We start from the raw sequence: 20,881 nt of genomic DNA, 5'->3' as shown, positions 1-20,881 counted from the left end.
GGTGGGTTCCACGACGCAAACGAACGGGCGCCTTCGGGCGCCCGTTTTTGTTTGAGCCCTCACCGCATCGCGGCGCGGGCGTCCAGCATCGGTTGCTGAGAAATGGTGATGCCGCCGCTCCACGGCCTGTCAAGATCGAGGATCAACAGTAGGGCGAACGTGAGGAGTGCGAACAGGATCGTGGTGACGACGCGGTGGCGCCTCCCGGAGCCGCCGAGGACATAACCGACAATGCCCGCCGACATGAGCGCATAGAGGATCAGCACTTCGATCACGCGGCCCGGAATCCGTGCCACGCGCTCCGCTTTGCGGGCACTCGCCGCGTCGAACATTTCATTGGTGGCGGTGATGATCGTGCCCGCGATCGGCGGCGGTGTATCACGGATCGCGGCACGCATTTCGGCCCAGAGCCGGGTCTGCGCCCTGCCCGTTTCGGCCTCGATGGCCGCTGCATCTCCGCTCTCGTTCGGCAGCTTCAGGCGCACGTCGGTGTAGCGCGCGATCGCCGCCTGAAGGCCCGGCCCGGCCTCATCCCCGGCAAACCCGGCGCGTAGCCACGCGGTGCCGATCGCATTGGCTTCGGTCACCACCATCACGCGGCGCGTATCGTAGCGATTGAGCGCCAGCGAGAAGGTGAAGGCGATAAGGAGCCCGAGCAGCGCGAGCGCCGCGGAGAGCAGGTAGCCCTCGCGGTCCCCTTCCCCGTCGCGTTCGCCACGGGCACGCTTGCGAAGCGAGACGCCGAGCCACGCGAACGCGGACATGGCAGCGAAGAGAACAAGGCCAAGCAGCCAGAGATTTGCCGAAACGAACGCCGTATCGATGAGGCCCATGCGTGCTTCGCGTCAGCCCGCCACGGGCAGCGTGAGCGTGAAGCGCGCGCCCATGCCCTTGTGGCTTTCAAGCGTGAGGCCGCCATTCATCAGTTCGGCAAGGCGGCGCGAGATGTGAAGGCCAAGCCCGGTTCCCTCGCCGCTCGCCACATAGGGAGGCTTCGGCAACTGCTCGAACTTTTCGAACACGCGGGCGTGATCTTCGGGATCGATACCGGGGCCGGAGTCCCAGACCGTGACGGCGACGTAGCCCGCGAGCGTCGTCGCCGGCTCCGCACCGACGAAACCACCCTCAGGCGTGAACTTCACGGCATTGGTGAGCAGATTGACGAGAATCTGCAGCGTGCGGCGGCGATCACCCCGCGCGCGCAGCGGCGCGTCGAGCGCGACGGCCTTGATGTCGATGTTCCGCGCCGACGCCTTCATCTGGACCATCGCGCGCGCCTGCTCGACGAGCGCCGCAAGGTCGAAATCCTCGGTTTCGAGGTCAATCTCGCCCGAATCGAGGCTGGAGATGTCGAGCAGATCCTGAATGAGCCCGAGCAGGTGGCGCCCGGCGTTGGCAATATCCCCCGCATATTCGACGTACTGCGCCTTCAGCGGGCCATGGACTTCGTGGTTCATCGCTTCGGCAAAACCGATGATGGCATTGAGCGGTGTGCGCAGCTCGTGACTCATCGACGAGAGGAAATTGGCCTTGGCAGTGCGGCCAAGTTCCGAGCGCATCCGCTCGATCAGCCGTGCGCTGTCCGGCACCACTGCCGCAACCCCGCGATAGCCGCAGCCGCCGTCCTTCGTGGGCACGGCGACCCCGGCGAGACGATAGAGTCGCGTGGCGCCACCCTGCGTGGTGACCGACATCAGCTGATCGCGGAAGCTGGACCCGCGCGCCTGCGCCGCTTCATACGGCACTTCACCGTTCTCGCCGCGCAGAAGTGTGCCGATGGCTATGAGAGGCCTGCCGAGGAGCGCACCCGCCGGCTGCCCGACCAAAAGCTCCAACGCGCGCGAAATCGAGGTCAGCGCACCGCGGCTGTCCGTCTCCCAATACCAGTCCGAATTGACGCGCACGAGCTCATCGCCCTGCCAGCCGGCAAGGGCATCGCGCTCGCGCTGTTCAACCGTAGTGGACGATTCCCGCATGATTCCCACGAATTTCAACTCGTTGCGGGCCAGTGTCGACACGGGCACGAAACGAACGTGAAAATGACGTGGATCGCCCAAAAGCTCAAGAGTGAAGCTTGCGGAAACCGATTCTCCTGCAGGAGCCAATGCAGCGACCAATCGCGCCGCCAGTTCGCCGGGTGCAAGCATCGCAGCGCGCTCAAGCTCGGCATAGGCCGCGTTGGCTTCAAGGAGCGCACCGGTGGACGAGCATTCGAACACGGTCGCGCCAGCAAGCGCAGGGTCTGCCGCCGCGAGCGCATCGAGCGCGCTCGCATGACCGGGACGGATGTCGCGCGGCTCGAACATGGCCGCTACGCGGCGTCCCCGTTCAGATCATCGATCGCCTGCCGAAGCCCGGCATCGAGCTGCCAATACTGCAGCACACGGCGCGCGGCGGCGACATCGAGGTCGTCGTGGAGCCTGAGAATTTCCGCAACCGCCGAGGGCGGACGCGCACTGGCGGCATTGCCCAGTTCGCCAAGCACGATCACGAGTGACGCCGTGGCGTCGCGGCTGACGTCAACCGCCTTCGCCAGCACGATGAAGCTCTCGCTCGCCGGATCGGTAACGATCCGCCACACGGTGTTGAACGCGATCTTCGCGCGCGCGGCAAACGCCGCGGTAAACAGGCTGAGCCGCCCCTGGCGCAGCGTGCGAAGCAGGAATCCGTCCGTCAGTTCGCCAAGTTCATTGAGGCGCCGTGCGAGTTGGAGCGCGCGGGACTGCACGGACTGCGTGTCGTCGTATTCCACCATCGCGCGCTTTGCCGCGCGTTCGAGCATCGGATCGAGCACGGCCTGATCGATGACGAAATTCTTGAGGATATGGCGGCGGAGCGCGGCCGCGACCCACCAGTAAACCTCGTGCGCGAGATCGGCGGGGAGATCGTTCTGCGTCAGGAGCGGCTGCTGGAACTGGCCGTTGCGCTTGCTCTCGGCGACCAGAAGCTCCATCGCGCGGCGCGAGAGCACCGGGTCTTCAGTGCGGATCAGGCCTTCGAGGACGTCGTCTTCGCTGCCCTTGAAGCCGCGCTCCGCCAGCGCCTCGGTAAGCGACGGCGAGACGGTTTCGCGCAGAGCGATCGCCATGCGATGCTCTTCGGCGCACTGGATGACGATGTCCATGAGCGCGGGATTGCGGACCACGCTGCTGCGTTCGAGGATCGGCCGCGCCACTTCGATGCTGTCGCTCGACAGCCGGGCTTCAAGGTCGGGCTGCGATGCGGGCGAGCGGCTGAGCGCTTCGACGAGGTGCCTGCGCACCTCCATTTCGACCGTGCCAAGCAGGCGCCCGAGCACATCCGTCATCAACGCGCGCTGCTGATCGGTAAGCCGCTGTGCCGCGGGCAGGAACAGATCGGTGACGGCGTTCGCAATCTGCGCCCGCGCCGCGCCGGAACGGCCGGCGGCGAGACCCAGCAGCGCCTGAACATCGATTGGCCGATCCAGCGGCAAGGCAACCCCTCTTTGGTGCGAACCCGTGTCTTTTATCGAAGGCCGAACCTAGAGGGATGCACCTAAAATTGGATTAACCTTGCAGGTTTCTAGAAACGCGTGCGCCAGCCGATTTCGATCGCCGTCTTCGCATCGCTGACGCCGGGCGTGTTCGGTGCATCGGTGTCGTAGCGGGCCTCGAGGCTGATATCGCCGAAGGCGGTGGGGAGTTCGGTGCCGACTTCGAAGGCGTTGTACGTCTCGCGATTGAGCGAAACGTTGTTGTTCTGGAGATTGTTGGTCTTGTTGATATCGACGCGGCGATAAGTACCGTAGAAACGACGGTTCTTCGCGTCGGTGACGGAGAGCCCTGCAGTCCAGAGTTCGCTGTCACCATCGAGACTGTGACCCAGCACGCGATCGCGGTAAGTAAAGCCGTCGAAGTATATGAAATTGCTATACATCGTTCCGGGATATGTGCGGCCGCCGCCGAGCTTCACCGCAAGCGTATCGGACCACTCGCCAAGAACGGTCCAACTCGCGCCATTGTCACCGATAGGCCCCGAAAGCGTCAGCCCGGCCATGCGCGAGAACTTGTCTATAAGGACGTTATCCTCGTCCTCGGCTTCCCACTCGGTGTACGCCTGCACGGCCACGTTGCCGATCATGCGCGTGTAGCTGATGTCGAAGCCGGCGATCTGGTTGCCGGGTTCGTTGAGCGTGCCCGTGTTGTCAGCGTCGCCGATGCCGACGACGGCGTCGAAAATGGTGCCGAGGCCGCAGGGGCGCCCGCTGCCGCAAAGCTGGAGGCCGCGATTGAGGCCGACTTCGAGGCCGGGGACGGGCTCGAAGGACAGGCGCATTCCCGCGATCGCCGGGTTGTTGTAGTCCTCGCGCTTTTCGGTCGCGATGCCCGCGAAAATGTCGAGCCGCCACGGGCCGAACCAGCGGAGCACGGGAAAATCGATCGGCTCGGGTACCAGCCGCTTGATGCCGACGCGCGGGATGGGACGCGCGTTGGTGGAGAAGAGCAGTGCGCTGTCGTGGCCCGGGCCCCACCATGTGTCGACATAGCCGCCGTAAAGCGCCCAGTTGCCGATGGGGAGCGCGAGCGTTGCGGGCTCGAAGTGGAAGTCGCGGCCCTGCTGACCGTCGCGCCAGCCGACGCCGTAGGAGACGTAGAGCTTGCCGATCTCGTGCTCGGCGCGGACGGTGACGTCACCATCCTCGCGCGCCGTGTCGCCAAAATCGCGTACCACCGAAGGCCGATTGGTGGCGCGGGCGCGGACCTCGTAGCGGCTCTTCTGGCCGTCGCGCTCGGAGAGGATCGTCAGGCGGCGCACGGCAGCACCGAGATGCGGCGGCAGCGCCTGGCTGTTCGCGCGTTCAAGCCCCTCGGCGACCTGCGCCCACGGCAGTGGCCATGCATTGATGGGGCCGCGGATCAGCCCGGCGGCCTTCAGAAGCTCGACGTCGGCGCGGACCTGACGGTCGCCCGCTTCGAGCCATGGCCCCGCCGTAGCAGGCATCGCCGACAGCAGCACGGCAGCGGCCGCAACAAGAGACTTCATGCAGCACTCTCCCCTTTTGCGCCAAGCCATCGCTCCGCGATCTCCAGCGCCCGCGCGTCGTCCACGTCGAGCCAAGCGCCATCCCCGGTTTCGACCGCGCGCGCAAGCCCCGACGCGGCAAGCGCGGCAACGCCTTGCGACAGGCTGGGCGCGGACTGCGCCGCGAGCGCTTCAAACAATGATGCCCCCACGGAAAAGACGCCCGTGTCGTAACCGTTGAAGGGGTCGAGATGCTTGCCGATGGCGACGATGGCATCGTCTTCGGTGCGGACACGGGTGACGTCATCCTCATCGATCCAGGCGTGACCGATGCGGCGATCGACGCCGAGCAACAGCGCGCCGTCTTCAGTGGGCGTCTCCGCCACGATGCGATACAGTGCGGGGTCGACGAGATGGTCGGCCATGACAAGCAGGGCGCGCGCCGCGATGAAGGGCGCGGCCGCGAGCGCGGAGACGCCGTTCGGCAGCGCGGGATCTGCGACGGTGACGGTGCGGACGGCGAGCGGCAGGCTCCATTCGGCGAGCGCGGACGCGACCTCTTCGGCCCGGTGCCCGAGCACGACCGTGACGTCATCGACACCAGCTTCGGCGAGGCGCAAGGCCGTGTGGAGCAGCAGTGGCCGCCCCGCGACGCGCGCGAGCGGTTTCGATGGCGCGTGACTGCGGAGCCGGCTGCCGAAACCGGCGGCAAGCACAATGGCCTGCATGAGCCGCTCGTCCTAGTGCAGCTTGCCGCCGCCGGCGATGAACGCCTCCAGCGCGGCGAAGGCAAGGTCGTCGCTCGTCTGGCGCGGCGGGTGCTTGCAGAAATAGCTGGCGGCGGCATCGATCGGTCCGGCGAGGCCGCGATCGAGCGCGAGCTTCGCGCAGCGGATCATGTCGATCGCGACACCCGCCGAATTGGGGCTGTCCTCCACCGACAGGCGGAGTTCGAGGTTCATCGGGACGCCGCCGAAGAGCTGGCCTTCCATGCGCAGGAAGCAGACCTTGTTGTCGTTCTGCCATGCGACGTAGTCCGATGGGCCGACGTGGATGTTCTCGTCGTCCATGCGGCGCTCGGCGACCGACTGCACGGCCTCGGTCTTCGACTCCTTCTTGGAGGCGAGGCGCGAGCGGTTGAGCATGTTGAGAAAGTCGGTGTTGCCGCCGGTGTTGAGCTGATACGTGCGATCGAGCTTCACGCCGCGCTTCTTGAAGAGATCGGTGAGCACGCGGTGCACGATGGTGGCGCCGAGCTGCGCCTTGATGTCGTCCCCGATGATCGGGAGCCCTGCATCCTTGAAGCGCTTCGCCCAAACGGGATCGCTGGCGATGAACACCGGGATGTTGTTGACGAACGCAACGCCCGCCTCGAGCGCGCACTCGGCATAGAATTCGGTGGCCTTCTGGCTGCCGACCGGGAGGTAGTTCATCAGCACGTCGGCGCGCGTCTCGCGAAGCACGCGCACGACCTCAGCCTTGTCGGGTTCCGCCTCGTCCGCCACGAGGAAGGTGCGGTCGTCGGGATAGTCGGCCATGTGCTCGCCAACGCCGTCGAGAACGCGGCCCATGCGGACGCGTACGCTGGTTTCCGGTACATGATCGCAGAACACTGCCGTGCAGTTCGGCTTCGCAAAGATCGCCTCGGCAATATCGAGGCCGACCTTGCGGCGATCAATATCCCAACCGGCAACGAAACGAATATCCTTCGGGCGGTAACCGCCCAGATCCCAGTGCAGCAGGCCGATCTGCTCGTTGGCACCGCCGTTCTGATAGTGCGCGACGCCCTGAACAAGCGAACTTGCACAATTGCCGATACCAACGACCGCTACTCTTACTTCATGCATGGGAAAGATCCTGAGACGCGTCTACTGCGCGGTTGACGACGATCACTTAGCGTTGCCAGCTGAATCGGGCAAGAATGTGTAGGCTGTCTTTGCAAAGTTCGCGGCGATCCGATCGCTGTTTTCGCTGCCATATTCCTGAAGCCGAACGAAGAAGCGCGCCTGCATGACGAAGAAGGTGAGCGCGCTGTACGCCGCGATCATCGCAAAGCCCGCATACCACGCGCCGAACGCCGCAAACGGCAAAAGGCTCCAGAAGAACGTGTTGCGGCGGCCTGCGACCAGCCGGAAGCGGCGTTCGAACTCGCCGGCGTCGTCGATCTGCTTGCCGCTGAAGCGGCGGAAGAACTCGCCCTGCACCGCTTCGGCGAGCGCGAAACCCACGCAGATCGCGGCAAGCGGCCAAGCGCCGCCGTGTCCGACCGAATTGAAATAATAAGCGAGCGCCGCGAACCAGCCGTACTCAACGACCTTGTCCGCCACATGTTCAAGATCACCCCACTTCGAAAACTCGACGCGGGTGCGGGCCAGCTTGCCGTCCACGCCGTCAAGCGGCCCGATGACGAGCGCAAGTATGAGGCCTACCCACAGATGGCCGAGTGCGAACGCCGCCATCGCGGCGAGCCCAAGCAGGAACACGCCGACGGAAATCATGTTGGGCGTGAGCGGCGTCGGCAGCAGCAGACGCGTGAGCAGGTTTTCGACCGGCGGGTGGATGAAGCGCGCCGGCCAATCGAGGATGCCTTTCTGCGCGGAGGCCAGAGCCTCGGTAGTGGCCGCGTCGGCAGAAGCCGTATCGATGGCGCGGCGCCATTGCAGCGGAACTTCGCGTCGCCGCGACGGGCAGTACGCGGGGACGCGCCCAACCTCGACAGGCGTATGCGGTCCCTCCCCCAGCGCCGAGCGCACCAGCGTCGCCTGCATATCCCAGTCGCCAAGGCGACCCGCGACGCTGCGGACAAGGCGCCCCGGAAAGCGCGCGAGCCCAGCGAAGAACCGGTCGGAGGCGATCCGCTCCGCCGTGATCGGGCGCTCATCCGCCTCCATCCAGACACCGAGCACGACCTCGCCGGTCGCGCCTGCGACGGCGGCGATGGCGCGTTCATCCGCGACGAGCCCCTCGTCGAGCGAAAGCACGTTGTCTTCCTCGCGGATCGCGGCACGAACACCGTCTCCGCCGTGGACGACCTCGATACCGGGCGTTGCCCGGCGCGCGCGATCGAGCGCAGCCGCGAGGCGAGGCGTCACGCGTTCCACCATCACGACGATGCGCTCCGCACCCGCGCGACGGCATTGGCGAATCTGCCGGTCGACCGAGGCGATTCCCGTGATGCCGAGCGCGGCCAGCGGTTCGTCCGCCCCGGCGCTGAAATGATGGGCATAGAGCAGCGCCACAAGCGCCATCGACGTCTCCGGGTCTGAATGGATGGCGGACCATAAGGGCAAGCAAGCGGACTTGCCAACTCTCCCCGGACCGGCGCACATCGCATACGATGCATTCCACAGTCGACACAGCAGACGGCGGACGCCCGCGAGCCATAGAAGAGCCGCTGAACATCGCGGTCATTCACCCGGTGTCGCGTGCATTGCTGCCCGTTGCGGTGAGGCTCCATGTTCCGCCGAACGCCATTTCGATCGCCGGGATCGGCTTCGGCCTCGCCGCCGCATGGGCCTATTTCCACTACGAGAACCCAGCGATGGCGCTTGCCGGATTCGCTGCGATGCTGGCGTGGCACGTCTTCGACGGGCTCGACGGCATGACCGCGCGTGCCACGGGGCGGACCAGCGAGTTCGGGCGTTTCCTAGACGGCTTCTGCGACTACAGCGTCTTCATCCTCGTTTATCTCAGCCTCGCTTTCGCGGCGGCACACGAAGTTGGCATAGGCATCAGCCTGCCGTTTGCGGTTGCGGCGGGCGCCGCGCACGTCGTGCAGGCGGCATGGTACGAACTGCAGCGCGAGGTATTCATCCGGCGAAGCGCAGGCCAGCCCGGCTTTGTGCCACGTGCGGCCGTCGGCGGTTTTCTCGAGATCGGCTACAACGCGCTTCAGGCGAAATTGATGCCCGGTGCGCAGGCGCTTGATACTGCGCTTGGCGCGAACCCGGCGCTGCGTGTGCGCTACGTGGAGAGATTACGCCCTATTCTCCTGGCTGCCACGATCCTCGGCGCGAGCGGGCGAACGCTTGCGATCTTCATCGCGTGCCTCGCGGGAAGCGCGCTCTGGTACTGGCTTTGGGAAATCCTTGGCCTCAGCCTCTCGGCGATTCTGATCGAGCGTACGCGCCGCGCACGCGAGGCCGCGCTGCTAGAAGCTTGAGAAGCGCATGATCTCGGCGTCGAGACGCGCGAGGAGTGCGCTGTCGCCCGGCGCCGACAGCTCGGCGAGCAGTGCGATCGCGCCGATGGCCTCCGCGCCGATAGCCTGCGCCGCACCTTTCAGGCGGTGTGCGGCAGCTTTCCACCCCGTGCGATCCTTCGCGGCACGCAGTTCGGCGGCATAGGCGGGTAAATTCTCGCGGAATTCCGACATCAGGTCGTCGAACAATGCTGTATCCCCACCCGTGATTTCGAGCAGGCGGTGCGGCAGGAAAGCGGGGGCGGATTCGGGGTTCATGCGGCCATGTTCGGCGACGAGTGTTAACAAACTGTCGACAAATGCAGATTGCCGGGCTGTCCTGTCCGCACGGGCGGTGATAGACAGGGGTGCGAGGGTTTTCACACAACAGGTTTCACGGGGGTCGTGCACCATGAGTCCAGTCGGTCGGCGGTCGTTTCCGGAAAAGCTTCCGCCGGACTACACGTGGCAGCAGAACACGATGTCCGATGCAGAGCCGGATACGTCGGCACCGATGAGGCGTCTGCGCCAGATGGATGACGAGGCCGTGGACGATGCCGTGCCGACATTTTCCAGCCGCGTACTGCTGTTCGCCGCCCTCGCCTCGCTCGCGTGGCTGGCGCTTGCCGCCGCCGTCGTTTGGCTAATCGCCGGTTCGGCAGGCGTCGGTGCGTTGACGCTGACCGAATGGGCGGGCGTTGCTGGTGGTGTCGCCGCGCCGCTTTCGGCGATCTGGCTGATCGCCCTTGTCGCCGCGCGCGTGTGGCCGGGGCAGCAGCGCGAGATGCTGGCGCGAATCGAAGCTGCTGAGGAGCGCTTCGCGCTCACCGCACGCGAAACGCGCACGCAGCTTGAAAGCATCGATTCCGTGTTGGCGGCGGTGACCATGCGCGTCGAAGGGCTGCGCAAGGTGTTCGCAGAAGAGGTCGAGGGTTTCGTCACCGCCACCGATGCCGCCGTGCACCGTACACGCACGCTCGCCGGAACACTCGCCGAGGACCGCGCCGCGATCGACGCCAGCTCCGCCGCGCTCGCCGAGAGCAGCGACAAGGCGCGTGCCAGCTTCGATTCGCTTGCAAGTGCCCTCCCTGAAGCAGAAGCCCAGGTAAACCGCATCGCCGGGCTGCTCGCCACGAGCGCAACGGATGCCCGCACGCAGCTTCAGGAAACCGAAGACCTGCTCGCCGCGGTGTGGACGCGCAGCGAGGAAGCGGGCGCGCAGGCCAAGGCCGCGACCGCAAGCCTTACCAGCGTAATTTCCGCCATCGCCACCTCCGCCGGCGACGCAGAAAGCCGTCTCGGCACCTATGCGACCGCGCTTGAAGCGAGCGGCGACGCCGCACTCGCCAAAACTGGCGAGGCGCTGGAAGCGACGCGCGCCGGTGTCGAAGCGCAGACCGCGGCGCTCGCGGCTGCCATCTCGCGCACCTCGCTCGACCTTGAGGATATCGGCGGACGCGCGATCGAGACGATCGCGGGCCGGATCACCGCCATTGCCGAACATGTCGCCGAACTCAGCAAACGCATCAGCGAGCAGGACGCGGGCAGCCGTGGCTTCCTCGACACCGTCGAGCGCGGGTTCAGCGTGCTCGACGCCAAGCTCGGCAACGCCGCCAATTCGAGCGAAAGTGTCCTCGCCAGCCTTTCCGCGCGCATCGCGCAGGTGCGCGGTGAAATCGATTCGCTCTCGACGCCGCTCGGCACCACGCGCGGCGCAGCGAAAGAGATCGGCGACGCGCTCGCCTCGGTACGCGCGGCGACAGACCAGGCGCTCGCCTCACTTGCCGAGGGCGTGCCGGCAGGCGCCGAAAAGGGCCTCGGCGCCATCGACGCGCTGCGCGGTTCGGTGACGAACCTGTCGCAGGACATCGACCGCGTCTCCGAGCGCGCCGCAGCGATCAATTCGCCGATCGCCGCTGGGCGGAAGGCGATCGACGAACTGCTCGATGGCCTCGAAGACCAGCGCGAAAGCCTCGAAGCCGTGGTGGCCAAGGTGCGCGGCGAGATCGAGGCCGCGCAGGGCATCCTCTCGGGCGTCGAGCGCTCGGCGGAAAGCACGGCGCTCAGCGCGACGACGCAGCTGATCGACGCGCTTGGGCGCGTGCGCGAGGTTGCAGCGCAGACGGCGGGCACGGTGAAGACCGCGCTCGAAGCGGTGGTTGAGGAAGCGCGCGAGGCGCTTTCGAAGGCGTCGCGCGAAGCTGTGCGTCAGAGCGCGATCGAGCCCGTGGAAACGCAGATCAAGGCGCTGGAAGCCGCCGGTACGCGCAGTGCCGACGCCGCGCAGCTGGCCGCCGAGCGCCTGTCGCGCCAGCTGGTGTCGGTCGCCGAGACCGCCGCCGCGATCGAAACCCGCGTCAACGAAGCGGACGCACACCTCGACGCTGCACTCCGGAAGGACATCGGCCGCCAATCCGAACTGCTCGTCGAAGCGCTCAACAGCGCCTCTATCGACATCGCCAAGGGGCTTTCGGCGGAGGTCACCGAGACGGCCTGGAAGCAGTATCTGGCGGGCGAGCGCGGCGTCTTCTCGCGCCGCGCCGTGCAGATCCTTACCAGCCGCGATGCCAAGGAAGTCACCCGCCGCTACAGCGAGGACGCCGAGTTCCGCGACGGCGTGCGCCGCTACATCCACGATTTCGAGGCGATGCTCCGCCGCTTCAACGCGGACCGGGACGGCAATGCGCTCTCGATGACGCTCCTGTCGTCCGACCTCGGCAAGCTCTACGTGGCGCTGGCGCAGGCGACCGAACGCCTCCGCTGAGCGCTCAGATCAAGGCTGGAAGGCTTTGAGCTGGTTGATCGCGGTGTGCGCCGAATAGCCCTTGTAGAGAATCCAGCCCCCAAAACCCACGAACAGCAGGCCGATGCCCAGAAACGGGATGAGCGGCAGACCGATGACGACGAGTACGGCCGCGAGCACCATCGGCATCACGGTCGGCATGTAATAGCCCGCCCCGGTCGTCAGGTTGCGTAGAGCCACGGCTTCGAGCGTTCCGTTCTTGTCCGTGCCGACGACGGCGATACGATCGCCTTCGCTGATCGAAGGCAGCGTGCGCGTCTTGAACAGCACAGGCTTGTTGTCGATACGCAGGCTTACGAGTTGGTTCTTGATCGCGACCGGGCCGTGGTTAGCGGTCGCGGCATAGGAATAGTCCGAACCCAGGTTGATCGCACTCGCAGTTCCGTGAACGAGATTTGCCATGTCGCCATGCCCTCCGCTGCTTCCCGCGCGGAGTGTTGCATCATTACGAAGTCAAAACAACCGGGCGCGGCCGGCTACCGGGCGGCTCAGTTCGGCATGAAGTTGAGGTAGCCCGCCTCACTCAGCCACCAGACGCCTGCCATCAGGACAGCGGAGATCAGCGTCGTCCAGAGCATCTTCTTCGCAAGCATCGGCCGCACAGGCGCGCTGTCGGCCTGGCCCTTCACCTTGTCCTCGCCCGCCTCCTCGGAGGTGCGGACGCCGAACGGCAGCACGGCGAACAGCGTGACCGTCCAGATCAGAAGATAGATCGCGAGTATCGATCCCCAACCCATCAACTTAGCCCTTGATCCTTGTGACGGTGACTTCGGTAATCGGCTTCTTGCCCGTCCAGTCCCGTGCGGTGCGGCGGACGGCGACGCGGATCGCCTCTGCAAGCGCGTCCTCACCGTTGGTGCGCGCCTTAGCGGCGGCTTCGCTCGCGGCCGAGACGCAATCGTTGATGAACTCATCGCGATCATCTTCGACCGGAACGCCGTGCGACTGCACCTGCGGCGGCGCGACAAGGCGGTTCTTGCCGTCGATCACGACGAACACGGCGATGAGGCCGTTGTGCATCATGCGGCGGCGCGCGAGCATCGTGGCGCCGTCGGCGGGGAGAATGACGTCACCGTCGAGGACGAGGCGGCCCACGGGTTCGTGGCTGATGATCTGCGGCTTGCCGGGCGCGAGGCGGATGGCGCTGCCGTTCACCGGCACGACCGCTTCCTGCACCCCGAAGCGGCGCGCGAGGCGCGCGTGCTCTTCCATGTGGCGGCGCTCGCCGTGAACGGGGATGGAAATCTGCGGGCGAATCCAGCCGTACATCGCTTCGAGCTCGGGCACGCCGGGGTGGCCGGAAACGTGAACGTGCGCCTGCCGATCGGTGATGATCTCGACGCCCTTCGCGGCAAGCGCGTTCTGCACGCGGCCTATGGAAATCTCGTTGCCCGGGATCTGCTTCGAGGAATAGACGACGAGGTCGCCGCGTTCGAGCTTGATGTGCGAATGCTCGCCCTCCGCGATGCGGGAGAGCGCTGCGCGCGCCTCGCCCTGCGCGCCCGTGGAGACGATGAGCAGTTTGTCGCGCGGCACCTTCATCGCCTCTTCATGCGACACGGTGGGCGGGAAATCGGTGAGGTAGCCGACGCTCTTCGAGACTTCGAGGATGCGATCGAGCGAACGTCCGACGACGCAGAGCTTGCGGCCCGTGTCCTTCGCGACTTCGCCGAGCGTATGCAGGCGCGCGGCGTTCGAGGCGAAGGTGGTGACGAGCACCCTGCCCTTGTGCCCGGCGATCACCTTGTCCAGCCCTTCACGCACACCCGTTTCGCTGCCCGAAGCTTCGGGGTTGAAGACGTTCGTGGAATCGCCGACGAGCGCGAGGATGCCTTCGTCGCCAAGCGCGGTCAGTTCCTCGGCGGTGGACGGCACGCCCAGCACCGGTGCCTCGTCGAGCTTCCAGTCGCCGGTGTGGAAGATCTTGCCGTACGGCGTTTCGATAAGGAGCGCATTGCCCTCGGGGATCGAATGCGCGAGCGGCACGTAACGGCACTTGAACGGGCCGAGATCGACCTCGCCTTCAAGTTCCACGACATTCAGCTCGACATCGCGCTCGATGCCTTCCTCGATCAGCTTCTTGCGGATGAGGCCCGCGGTGAACGGCGTCGCGTAGAGCGGCACGTCGAACTCGCCGATCAGGTAAGGGATCGCGCCGATATGATCCTCGTGGCCGTGCGTGAGGACGATGCCGAGCAGATCCTTCTGCCGATCCTCTATGAAGGACAGGTCGGGCAGCACGAGTTCGATGCCGGGCAGGTTCGGATCGGCGAAGGTCATGCCGAGATCGACCATGATCCACTTGCCGTTGCAGCCATAGAGATTGACGTTCATGCCGATCTCCCCGGAGCCGCCGAGCGGCAGGAAGATCAGTTCTTTTCCAGGCTTCAACGCCTGTTCCTTTCATCGATAATCGTAAGGCCCCGCACCGTGAGATCGACGTCCACGACATCGATCACGCTGGTGTAGGGCTCGAACAGAACGGCGAGCCCGCCCGTTGCCAGAACCTTCATCGGCCCGGCAGCCTCTGCCTTCAGGCGGGCGACCAGCCCTTCGATCATCGCGAGATAACCGAAGAAAATGCCCGACTGCATGGCGGATACCGTGTCGTAGCCCTTCGCCTTGCCACCCTTGGGCGGCGCGACGGCAACGCGCGGCAATTGCGCGGCGGCGACGTAAAGCGCCTCCGCCGACAGGTTTATACCGGGCGCGATGATGCCGCCCGTATAGGCATTGCCGACGAAGATGTCGAATGTCGTGGCCGTGCCGAAGTCGATGATGATGAAGTCGCCTTCATGCCGATCGCCCACGGCGACGCAATTGACGAGGCGGTCCATGCCCACCTGCTCGGGATGCGCGACCTCGATGCCGACACCGAGGTTCAGATCTTTGGTGACCACAAGCGGATCAATACCGAAGCCACGCCGCGCCATGCGTTCGAGGTTGAACAATGTGGTCGGGACCACGGTGGAAATCACCACGCGCTGGACCTTTTGCCGATCGACGCCGTCGATCTCCATGAGCTGGGTGAGCCAGACCATGTATTCGTCGGACGTGCGCGACGCCTGCGTGGAGATACGCCAGCGGTGGACGATCTCGCCGTTATCGACGACCGCGAACATCGTATTCGTATTGCCGACATCGATCGCGAGCAGCATCAGCGCCGATCCCCCAATGTGAAAACTTCGCCCGCGTGAATGGGCCGTAACACCCCGTCCGGCAAGCGCAGAAGGAGCGCGCCGTCTTCCGCCAGACCTTCAAACGTGCCGGTGAGGTCTGCGTTCCCCAGGCGGGCGACGATGGGTTTGCCGAGCCCGGCAGCGGCTGCGAGCCAGTCCGCACGTGTGGCGACGAAGCCCTCCTCGCGCCAGCGGCGGCGGTGCGCGGCGAAAGCCTCCGCCAGCGTTCGGCAGGCTTCGCGCGCAGATGGCGGTGCGATCCCCACTGCGGCGAGGCTCGTGGCGGGGCGCTCGGTGCCTTCCGGGAAGTGCGCGAGGTTGACGCCGATGCCGATGATGACGCCCTGGGTGTGGCCTTCAAGCAGGATGCCCGCGACCTTCACGCCATCCAGCAGAAGATCGTTCGGCCATTTGAGCGACAGCCGGTCACGCGGGACCCAGCGGGCGACGGTTTCGAGCAGCGCGTTCGCCGCCACGAACGAAAGCTGCTGGGAAGGCCCCTCACCCGGCTGAGGCGCGGCGAGGGTGCTGGTGAAGAGGTTGCCGATTTCGGATGTCCACGTTCGCGCGCGGCGTCCGCGCCCTGCCGTCTGGCGGTCGGCGCGGACCCAGAGCCCGTTTTCCGGGTGCTCGGCGATCCAGTCGTTCGTGCTGCCGGTTTCGGCGAGATCGACGATGCGAAAATTCATCCGGTGACGATGATGCGCGCCGCCGCCGTCGCCCACGCCACCAGCGGTGCGATGGCAAGCATCCCGACCGGCGAGCAGAACACGGCCGCCGCCGTCAGCACGATGCCGTTCACGCGGCTTTCGCCGGGTGCGAGAGTGCCTACGGGCTCATCGAAGTAGGCGAGCTTCACGACGCGCAGGTAATAGTAAGCGCCGACCACCGACGTGACGACGCCGATCACCGCAAGCACGTACATATCGGCTGCAATGGCGGCGTTGAACACGCTGAACTTCGGCCAGAAGCCGAGCATCGGCGGGATACCGGCAAGGCTGAACATGAACACGGCAAGTGCCGCGGCAAGGCCGGGACGCGTCTTCGAGAGGCCTGCGAGGCGCGCCATGTCGTCCACCGGCGTACCATCCGGGTCGCGGAGCGCGAGGACGACGAGGAACGAACCCACCGTCATCGCTGCGTAAATGCCCATGTAGAACAGCACGCCCGCAATGCCCTGCTCCGTCCCAGCGGCAAGGCCGATGAGAGCGAAACCGACGTTGTTGATCGACGAATAGGCAAGTAGGCGCTTGATGCTCGTCTGCCCGATGGCGCCGACAGCGCCGAGGATCATCGAAGCGACCGCCGCGAAGGCGATGATCTGGCGCCATTCATCCGCCAGCCCGCCGAAGCCTTCAATCGCGACGCGCACAAGGAGGCCCATCGCGGCCACTTTCGGGGCGGAGGCGAAGAACGCAGCGACTGGCGTCGGCGCGCCTTCGTAAACGTCCGGCGTCCACATGTGGAACGGCACGGCGCTGATCTTGAAGGCGAGACCGGCGAAGATGAAGACGAGGCCGAAGACGACGCCGATCGAGGCCGAACCTTCAAGCTGCGTTCCGAGCGCGACGAAGTTCGTGCTGCCGACGAAGCCGTAGATGAGGCTGATGCCGTAGAGCAGGATGCCGCTCGCGAGCGCGCCGAGCACGAAATACTTGAGACCCGCTTCCGAAGACTTCGCCTCGCTGCGGTGGAACGCGGCGAGCACGTAGGCGGCAAGGCTCTGCAGTTCGAGGCCGACGTAGAGCGAGAGAAGATCGTTCGCCGACACCATCATGCCCATGCCGAGCGCCCCGAGCATCAGCAGCACAGGGTATTCGAACTTGTCGGAATGGGCGCGACGCAGATACGGGATCGCGATCACGGTGCAGACGGCGGCAGCGCCGTAAACGACAGTTTTCAGATAGTCCGAGAACAGGTCCGCGACGTAGAGGCCGTCAAAGGCGAACGCGCGCGGGGCATCGTCGATCATGCAGAGACCGGCGACGGCATAGATGCCGACAGCGAGCCACGACAGCAGACCGAGGCTGCGATCACCCCGGAAGGTGCCGATCATCAGCAGCGCCATCGCGCCGAGCGCGAGAATGATTTCCGGTGCGGCGATGCCGAGCGATTGCGCGAGCGGCTGCATCAGTGGGTCTCCGCCGGGGTATGTGTCTCAGACTGGGGTTTGGCTGCAGCCGCCTTCACGACGGAAACCGTCTGCTGGTGCGGTGCGGTCGGCTCGAGCCGGGCAACGATCGCGGCGACCGGTGCGCGCACCGGATCGATGAACACGTTCGGCGCGATACCCATCCACAGCACGAAGACCGCGATGGGCGCGAGGCACAGGATCTCGCGTACGTTGAGATCGGTCATCGCGCGCACTTCATCCTTGGTCGCCTCGCCGAACATCACCTTGCGGTAGAGGTAGAGCATGTACGCGGCGCCGAGGATGATGCCGGTGCAGATCACGGCGGTCGCGAAGGTGGACGTGCGGAACGCGCCCATCATCACGAGGAATTCGCCGATGAACCCGCTGGTGCCGGGAAGGCCGACCGAGGCCATGGTGAACAGCATGAACAGGATCGCATAGCGCGGCATGATCGTGGCGACGCCGCCATAGGCATCGATATCGCGCGTGTGCAGCCGATCGTAGACGACGCCGACGCACAGGAAGAGCGCGCCCGAGACGAGGCCGTGGCTGAGCATCACGACGATCGAACCTTCGATCGCCTGCTGGTTGAAGCCGAACAGGCCGACGGTGACGAACGCCATGTGCGCCACCGACGAGTACGCGATGAGCTTCTTCATGTCGGACTGCGCGAGCGCGATGAGCGACGTGACGACGACCGCGATCATGGAGAGCGCGAAGACGATCCACATCAGCTCTGCCGAGGCCGCCGGGAACATCGGCAGCGAGAAGCGGATGAAACCGTAGCCGCCCATCTTCAGGAGCACGCCCGCCAGGATAACCGAACCCGCCGTCGGCGCCTGCACGTGCGCGTCGGGAAGCCAGGTGTGCACCGGCCACATCGGCATCTTAACCGCGAAGCTCGCGAAGAACGCAAGCCACAGCCAGGTCTGCACCTTCGGATCGAAGTCGTAGACGAGCAGCTGCGGGATCGAGGTCGTGCCCGCGACGCTCGCCATATAGAGCATGGCGAGTAGCATCAGCACCGAGCCGAGCAGCGTGTAGAGGAAGAACTTGTAGCTGGCGTAAATCCGGTCCTTGCCGCCCCAGATGCCGATGATGAGATACATCGGAATGAGCCCGCCTTCGAAGAAGACGTAGAACAGGAACAGGTCGGTCGCCGCGAAGACGCCGATCATCAGCGCTTCCATGAGCAGGAACGCCGCCATGTATTCCGGCACGCGCTTTTCGATCGAGGTCCACGACGCGAGGATGCAGATCGGCATCAGGAACACGCTGAGCGCGATCAGAACCAGGCTGATACCGTCGATGCCGAGCGACCAGGAGAAGTACGGCTCGAACAGCGGCAGGCTTTCGGCATACTGGAAACTCGCCGAGCCGACATCGAACTGCGCCCAAAGGACGACACCGAGCACCAGCTCGACAAGCGTGACGCCGAGCGCACCCCAGCGCGCCGCATTCGCCCGCGCGTTCTCGTCGCCGGGAACGAACAGCAGCAGAGTGGCTGCCACAAGCGGCAGCAGGATCATCAGGGAAAGGATCGGAAAGCCCATTATTCGCCGCCCAGCATCTTCGGGAGGAACCACGCTGCCGCGGCGGCGAGGCCGATCAGCATCACGAACGCATAAGTGTAGAGGTAGCCGGTCTGCAGCCGCCGCGCGACGCCTGCACCGCTCATCACCAGCCCCGCAAGGCCATTCGGCCCGAAGCGGTCGATGGTGCCCTCGTCACCCTTCTTCCACAGGAAGCGGCCGAGCCACTTTGCCGGACGCACGAAGATCGTGTCGTACAGCTCGTCGAAGTACCACTTGTTGAAGAGGAAGGCGTGAAGACCGCGGAACATCGCCACGAAGCGCGCGGGCGCAGCCGGATCGCGAAGGTAATTGTTCCAAGCGATGAAGAGGCCAAGCAACATGACGGCGGCAGGCGACAGCTTCACCCACATTGGCACGTGATGCGAGGCTTCAGCCAGGTGCGCGTCGAACGCCAGCGCGCCCTTCCAGAACGCCACGCCGCCTTCCGGGTCGATGAACGCATGGTGGAAGATGAAGCCCGCGAACACCGCGCCGAGGGACAGGACGCCGAGCGGGATCAACATGCTCGCCGGGCTTTCGTGCGGATGATAGCCGAGCGTGCCATCATCGTGCGCGGGTGCATGATGGTCATCGTGACCATGCGCATGGTCATGCCCATGATTGCCGTGCGCGGCATGCTGGATATGCTCGCTCTGCGACCAGCGCGGCTTGCCGAAGAAGGTGAGGAACACGAGGCGCCACGAATAGAAGCTGGTGAGCAGCGCCGCGAAGATGCCGACCGCGAAGGCGACGTAGCCGGACTGCGTGCCCGCCGCGAAGGCGCTCTCGATGATCGCGTCCTTCGAATAGAAGCCCGCGAAGCCGAACACGCCGATGATGCCGACGCCCGTGATGGCGAGCGTGCCAAGCGTCATCGCCCAGAAGGTGAGCGGGATGTGTTTCCGCAGCCCGCCGTAATAGCGCATGTCCTGCTCGTGGTGCATCGCGTGGATCACCGAGCCCGCGCCGAGGAACAGCAGCGCCTTGAAAAAAGCGTGCGTGAACAGGTGGAACATCGCCGCGCCATAAGCGCCGACGCCCGCCGCGAAGAACATGTAGCCGAGCTGCGAACAGGTCGAATAGGCGATCACGCGCTTGATATCGTGCTGCGTGGTACCCACGGTCGCAGCGAACAGCGCCGTCGCCGCGCCCACGTACGTGACCACGGTGAGCGCCACTTCGCTCGTTTCAAAGAGCGGCGACAAGCGGCAGACCATGAACACGCCCGCCGTCACCATGGTGGCGGCGTGGATCAGCGCGGAGACGGGAGTCGGGCCTTCCATCGCGTCCGGCAGCCAGGTGTGGAGGCCGAGCTGCGCCGACTTGCCCATCGCGCCGATGAACAGCAGCAGGCAGAGCGCGGTCATCGTATCGACCTGCGCGCCGAGGAATTCGAACGTCGAGCCCTGATAGCCCGGTGCAGCCGCGAGGATGTTCGCGATATCCGTGGTGCCGAACACCATGAACACGCCGAAGATGCCGAGAGAAAAGCCGAAGTCGCCCACGCGGTTCACGACGAACGCCTTCACGGCGGCCGCGTTTGCCGAGGGCTTGTGATACCAGAAACCGATCAAGAGGTACGACGCGAGGCCGACGCCTTCCCAGCCGAAGAACATCTGCACGAGGTTGTCCGCCGTCACGAGCATGAGCATCGCGAAGGTGAACAGCGACAGATACGCGAAGAAGCGCGGCTGATCGGGATCTTCCGCCATGTACCCCCACGAATAGAGGTGCACGAGCGCCGACACGGTGGTGACGACGACGAGCATCACGGCGGTGAGCGTATCGAGCCGGAGCGACCATTCGACGACGAGCCCGCCGGAGCGGAACCATTCCATCACCGGCTGGCCCTCTACGGGCTGGCCCGCGAGGACGGGGATGAAGATCGCCCACGACAGCGCGCAGGCGATGAAAAGACCGCCCGTCGTGATCGCCTTGGCGGCAGTGTTGCTGATGGCGCGGTTGCCTAGGCCTGCGATGATCGCAGCCAGCAGCGGCAGGAAAACGATAGTGTGAAGCACGGCCCGC

Annotated in this window: 18 protein-coding genes; 2 read left to right on the top strand and 16 right to left on the bottom strand. The window is 65.4% G+C overall.

What is annotated here, in order from left to right; genetic code table 11:
* Positions 1-59: 59 nt before the first annotated feature.
* From ACE3TJ_RS00580 to ACE3TJ_RS00550, 7 genes are all read right to left on the bottom strand, one after another.
* Positions 60-833 (bottom strand): hypothetical protein, encoded by a 774-nt coding sequence (locus ACE3TJ_RS00580; RefSeq protein ID WP_374592818.1) that lies wholly within the window; start codon positions 831-833, stop codon positions 60-62.
* A gap of 12 nt (positions 834-845) precedes the next feature.
* Entirely contained in the window at positions 846-2,306 is a 1,461-nt protein-coding gene (locus tag ACE3TJ_RS00575; RefSeq protein WP_374592816.1) for a sensor histidine kinase, read from the bottom strand.
* Positions 2,307-2,311: 5 nt separating this feature from the next.
* Positions 2,312-3,454, bottom strand: a complete 1,143-nt coding sequence (locus ACE3TJ_RS00570; protein ID WP_374592814.1) for a DUF2336 domain-containing protein — start codon at positions 3,452-3,454, stop codon at positions 2,312-2,314.
* Between the two features lie 89 nt (positions 3,455-3,543).
* Positions 3,544-5,004 carry a capsule assembly Wzi family protein gene (locus ACE3TJ_RS00565; RefSeq protein WP_374592812.1) on the bottom strand — a complete coding sequence of 487 codons (1,461 nt, stop codon included), beginning with the start codon at positions 5,002-5,004 and terminating at the stop codon, positions 3,544-3,546.
* Entirely contained in the window at positions 5,001-5,711 is a 711-nt protein-coding gene (locus ACE3TJ_RS00560; protein WP_374592810.1) for an NTP transferase domain-containing protein, read from the bottom strand. Before ACE3TJ_RS00560 ends, ACE3TJ_RS00565 begins: the two co-directional genes overlap by 4 nt.
* A 12-nt stretch (positions 5,712-5,723) precedes the next feature.
* Positions 5,724-6,830: an inositol-3-phosphate synthase gene (locus ACE3TJ_RS00555; RefSeq protein ID WP_374592808.1), complete on the bottom strand. Its 1,107-nt coding sequence runs from the start codon at positions 6,828-6,830 to the stop codon at positions 5,724-5,726.
* 42 nt (positions 6,831-6,872) lie between these two features.
* A complete protein-coding gene (locus tag ACE3TJ_RS00550) occupies positions 6,873-8,231 on the bottom strand; it encodes a CDP-alcohol phosphatidyltransferase family protein (RefSeq protein WP_374592806.1) in 1,359 nt (452 codons plus the stop codon).
* An 89-nt stretch (positions 8,232-8,320) separates the two neighbouring features.
* Between ACE3TJ_RS00550 and ACE3TJ_RS00545 the strand changes: the two genes are divergently transcribed.
* Positions 8,321-9,145, top strand: coding sequence for a CDP-alcohol phosphatidyltransferase family protein (locus ACE3TJ_RS00545; RefSeq protein WP_374592804.1), 825 nt, complete (start codon positions 8,321-8,323; stop codon positions 9,143-9,145).
* Here ACE3TJ_RS00545 and ACE3TJ_RS00540 read toward each other — a convergent pair.
* On the bottom strand, positions 9,134-9,442 hold the full coding sequence (locus ACE3TJ_RS00540; RefSeq protein ID WP_374592802.1) for an Hpt domain-containing protein: 309 nt from the start codon (positions 9,440-9,442) through the stop codon (positions 9,134-9,136). The genes ACE3TJ_RS00545 and ACE3TJ_RS00540 overlap by 12 nt on opposite strands.
* A gap of 133 nt (positions 9,443-9,575) precedes the next feature.
* On the opposite strand from ACE3TJ_RS00540, the gene ACE3TJ_RS00535 reads away from it, so the two are divergent.
* Positions 9,576-11,927: a hypothetical protein gene (locus ACE3TJ_RS00535; protein ID WP_374592800.1), complete on the top strand. Its 2,352-nt coding sequence runs from the start codon at positions 9,576-9,578 to the stop codon at positions 11,925-11,927.
* Between the two features lie 9 nt (positions 11,928-11,936).
* On the opposite strand, the gene ACE3TJ_RS00530 is transcribed toward ACE3TJ_RS00535, so the two are convergent.
* The 8 genes from ACE3TJ_RS00530 to nuoL form a co-directional block, all read right to left on the bottom strand.
* A complete protein-coding gene (locus ACE3TJ_RS00530; RefSeq protein WP_374592798.1) occupies positions 11,937-12,368 on the bottom strand; it encodes a hypothetical protein in 432 nt (143 codons plus the stop codon).
* 86 nt (positions 12,369-12,454) lie between these two features.
* Positions 12,455-12,703: a DUF1467 family protein gene (locus ACE3TJ_RS00525; RefSeq protein ID WP_374592796.1), complete on the bottom strand. Its 249-nt coding sequence runs from the start codon at positions 12,701-12,703 to the stop codon at positions 12,455-12,457.
* 4 nt (positions 12,704-12,707) lie between these two features.
* The gene (locus ACE3TJ_RS00520) at positions 12,708-14,357 is read right to left on the bottom strand and encodes a ribonuclease J (RefSeq protein WP_374592794.1); all 1,650 of its coding nucleotides are present in this window, start codon (positions 14,355-14,357) and stop codon (positions 12,708-12,710) included.
* A complete protein-coding gene (locus ACE3TJ_RS00515; RefSeq protein WP_374592792.1) occupies positions 14,354-15,124 on the bottom strand; it encodes a type III pantothenate kinase in 771 nt (256 codons plus the stop codon). Before ACE3TJ_RS00515 ends, ACE3TJ_RS00520 begins: the two co-directional genes overlap by 4 nt.
* Positions 15,124-15,834 (bottom strand): biotin--[acetyl-CoA-carboxylase] ligase, encoded by a 711-nt coding sequence (locus tag ACE3TJ_RS00510; RefSeq protein ID WP_374592790.1) that lies wholly within the window; start codon positions 15,832-15,834, stop codon positions 15,124-15,126. Before ACE3TJ_RS00510 ends, ACE3TJ_RS00515 begins: the two co-directional genes overlap by 1 nt.
* Positions 15,831-17,276, bottom strand: a complete 1,446-nt coding sequence (nuoN, locus tag ACE3TJ_RS00505; RefSeq protein WP_374592788.1) for an NADH-quinone oxidoreductase subunit NuoN — start codon at positions 17,274-17,276, stop codon at positions 15,831-15,833. Before nuoN ends, ACE3TJ_RS00510 begins: the two co-directional genes overlap by 4 nt.
* A complete protein-coding gene (locus ACE3TJ_RS00500) occupies positions 17,276-18,835 on the bottom strand; it encodes an NADH-quinone oxidoreductase subunit M (protein WP_374599246.1) in 1,560 nt (519 codons plus the stop codon). The genes nuoN and ACE3TJ_RS00500 overlap by 1 nt, the downstream gene beginning before the upstream one ends.
* The gene (gene nuoL, locus ACE3TJ_RS00495; protein WP_374592786.1) at positions 18,832-20,874 is read right to left on the bottom strand and encodes an NADH-quinone oxidoreductase subunit L; all 2,043 of its coding nucleotides are present in this window, start codon (positions 20,872-20,874) and stop codon (positions 18,832-18,834) included. Before nuoL ends, ACE3TJ_RS00500 begins: the two co-directional genes overlap by 4 nt.
* Positions 20,875-20,881: the final 7 nt, after the last annotated feature.

Origin of the sequence: Sphingosinicella sp. (assembly GCF_041916975.1) — a bacterium.
Classification (GTDB): domain Bacteria; phylum Pseudomonadota; class Alphaproteobacteria; order Sphingomonadales; family Sphingomonadaceae; genus Sphingosinicella.
The sequence above is the reverse complement of the archived record's forward strand: the minus strand, read 5'-3'. Positions and strand labels throughout refer to the sequence as shown.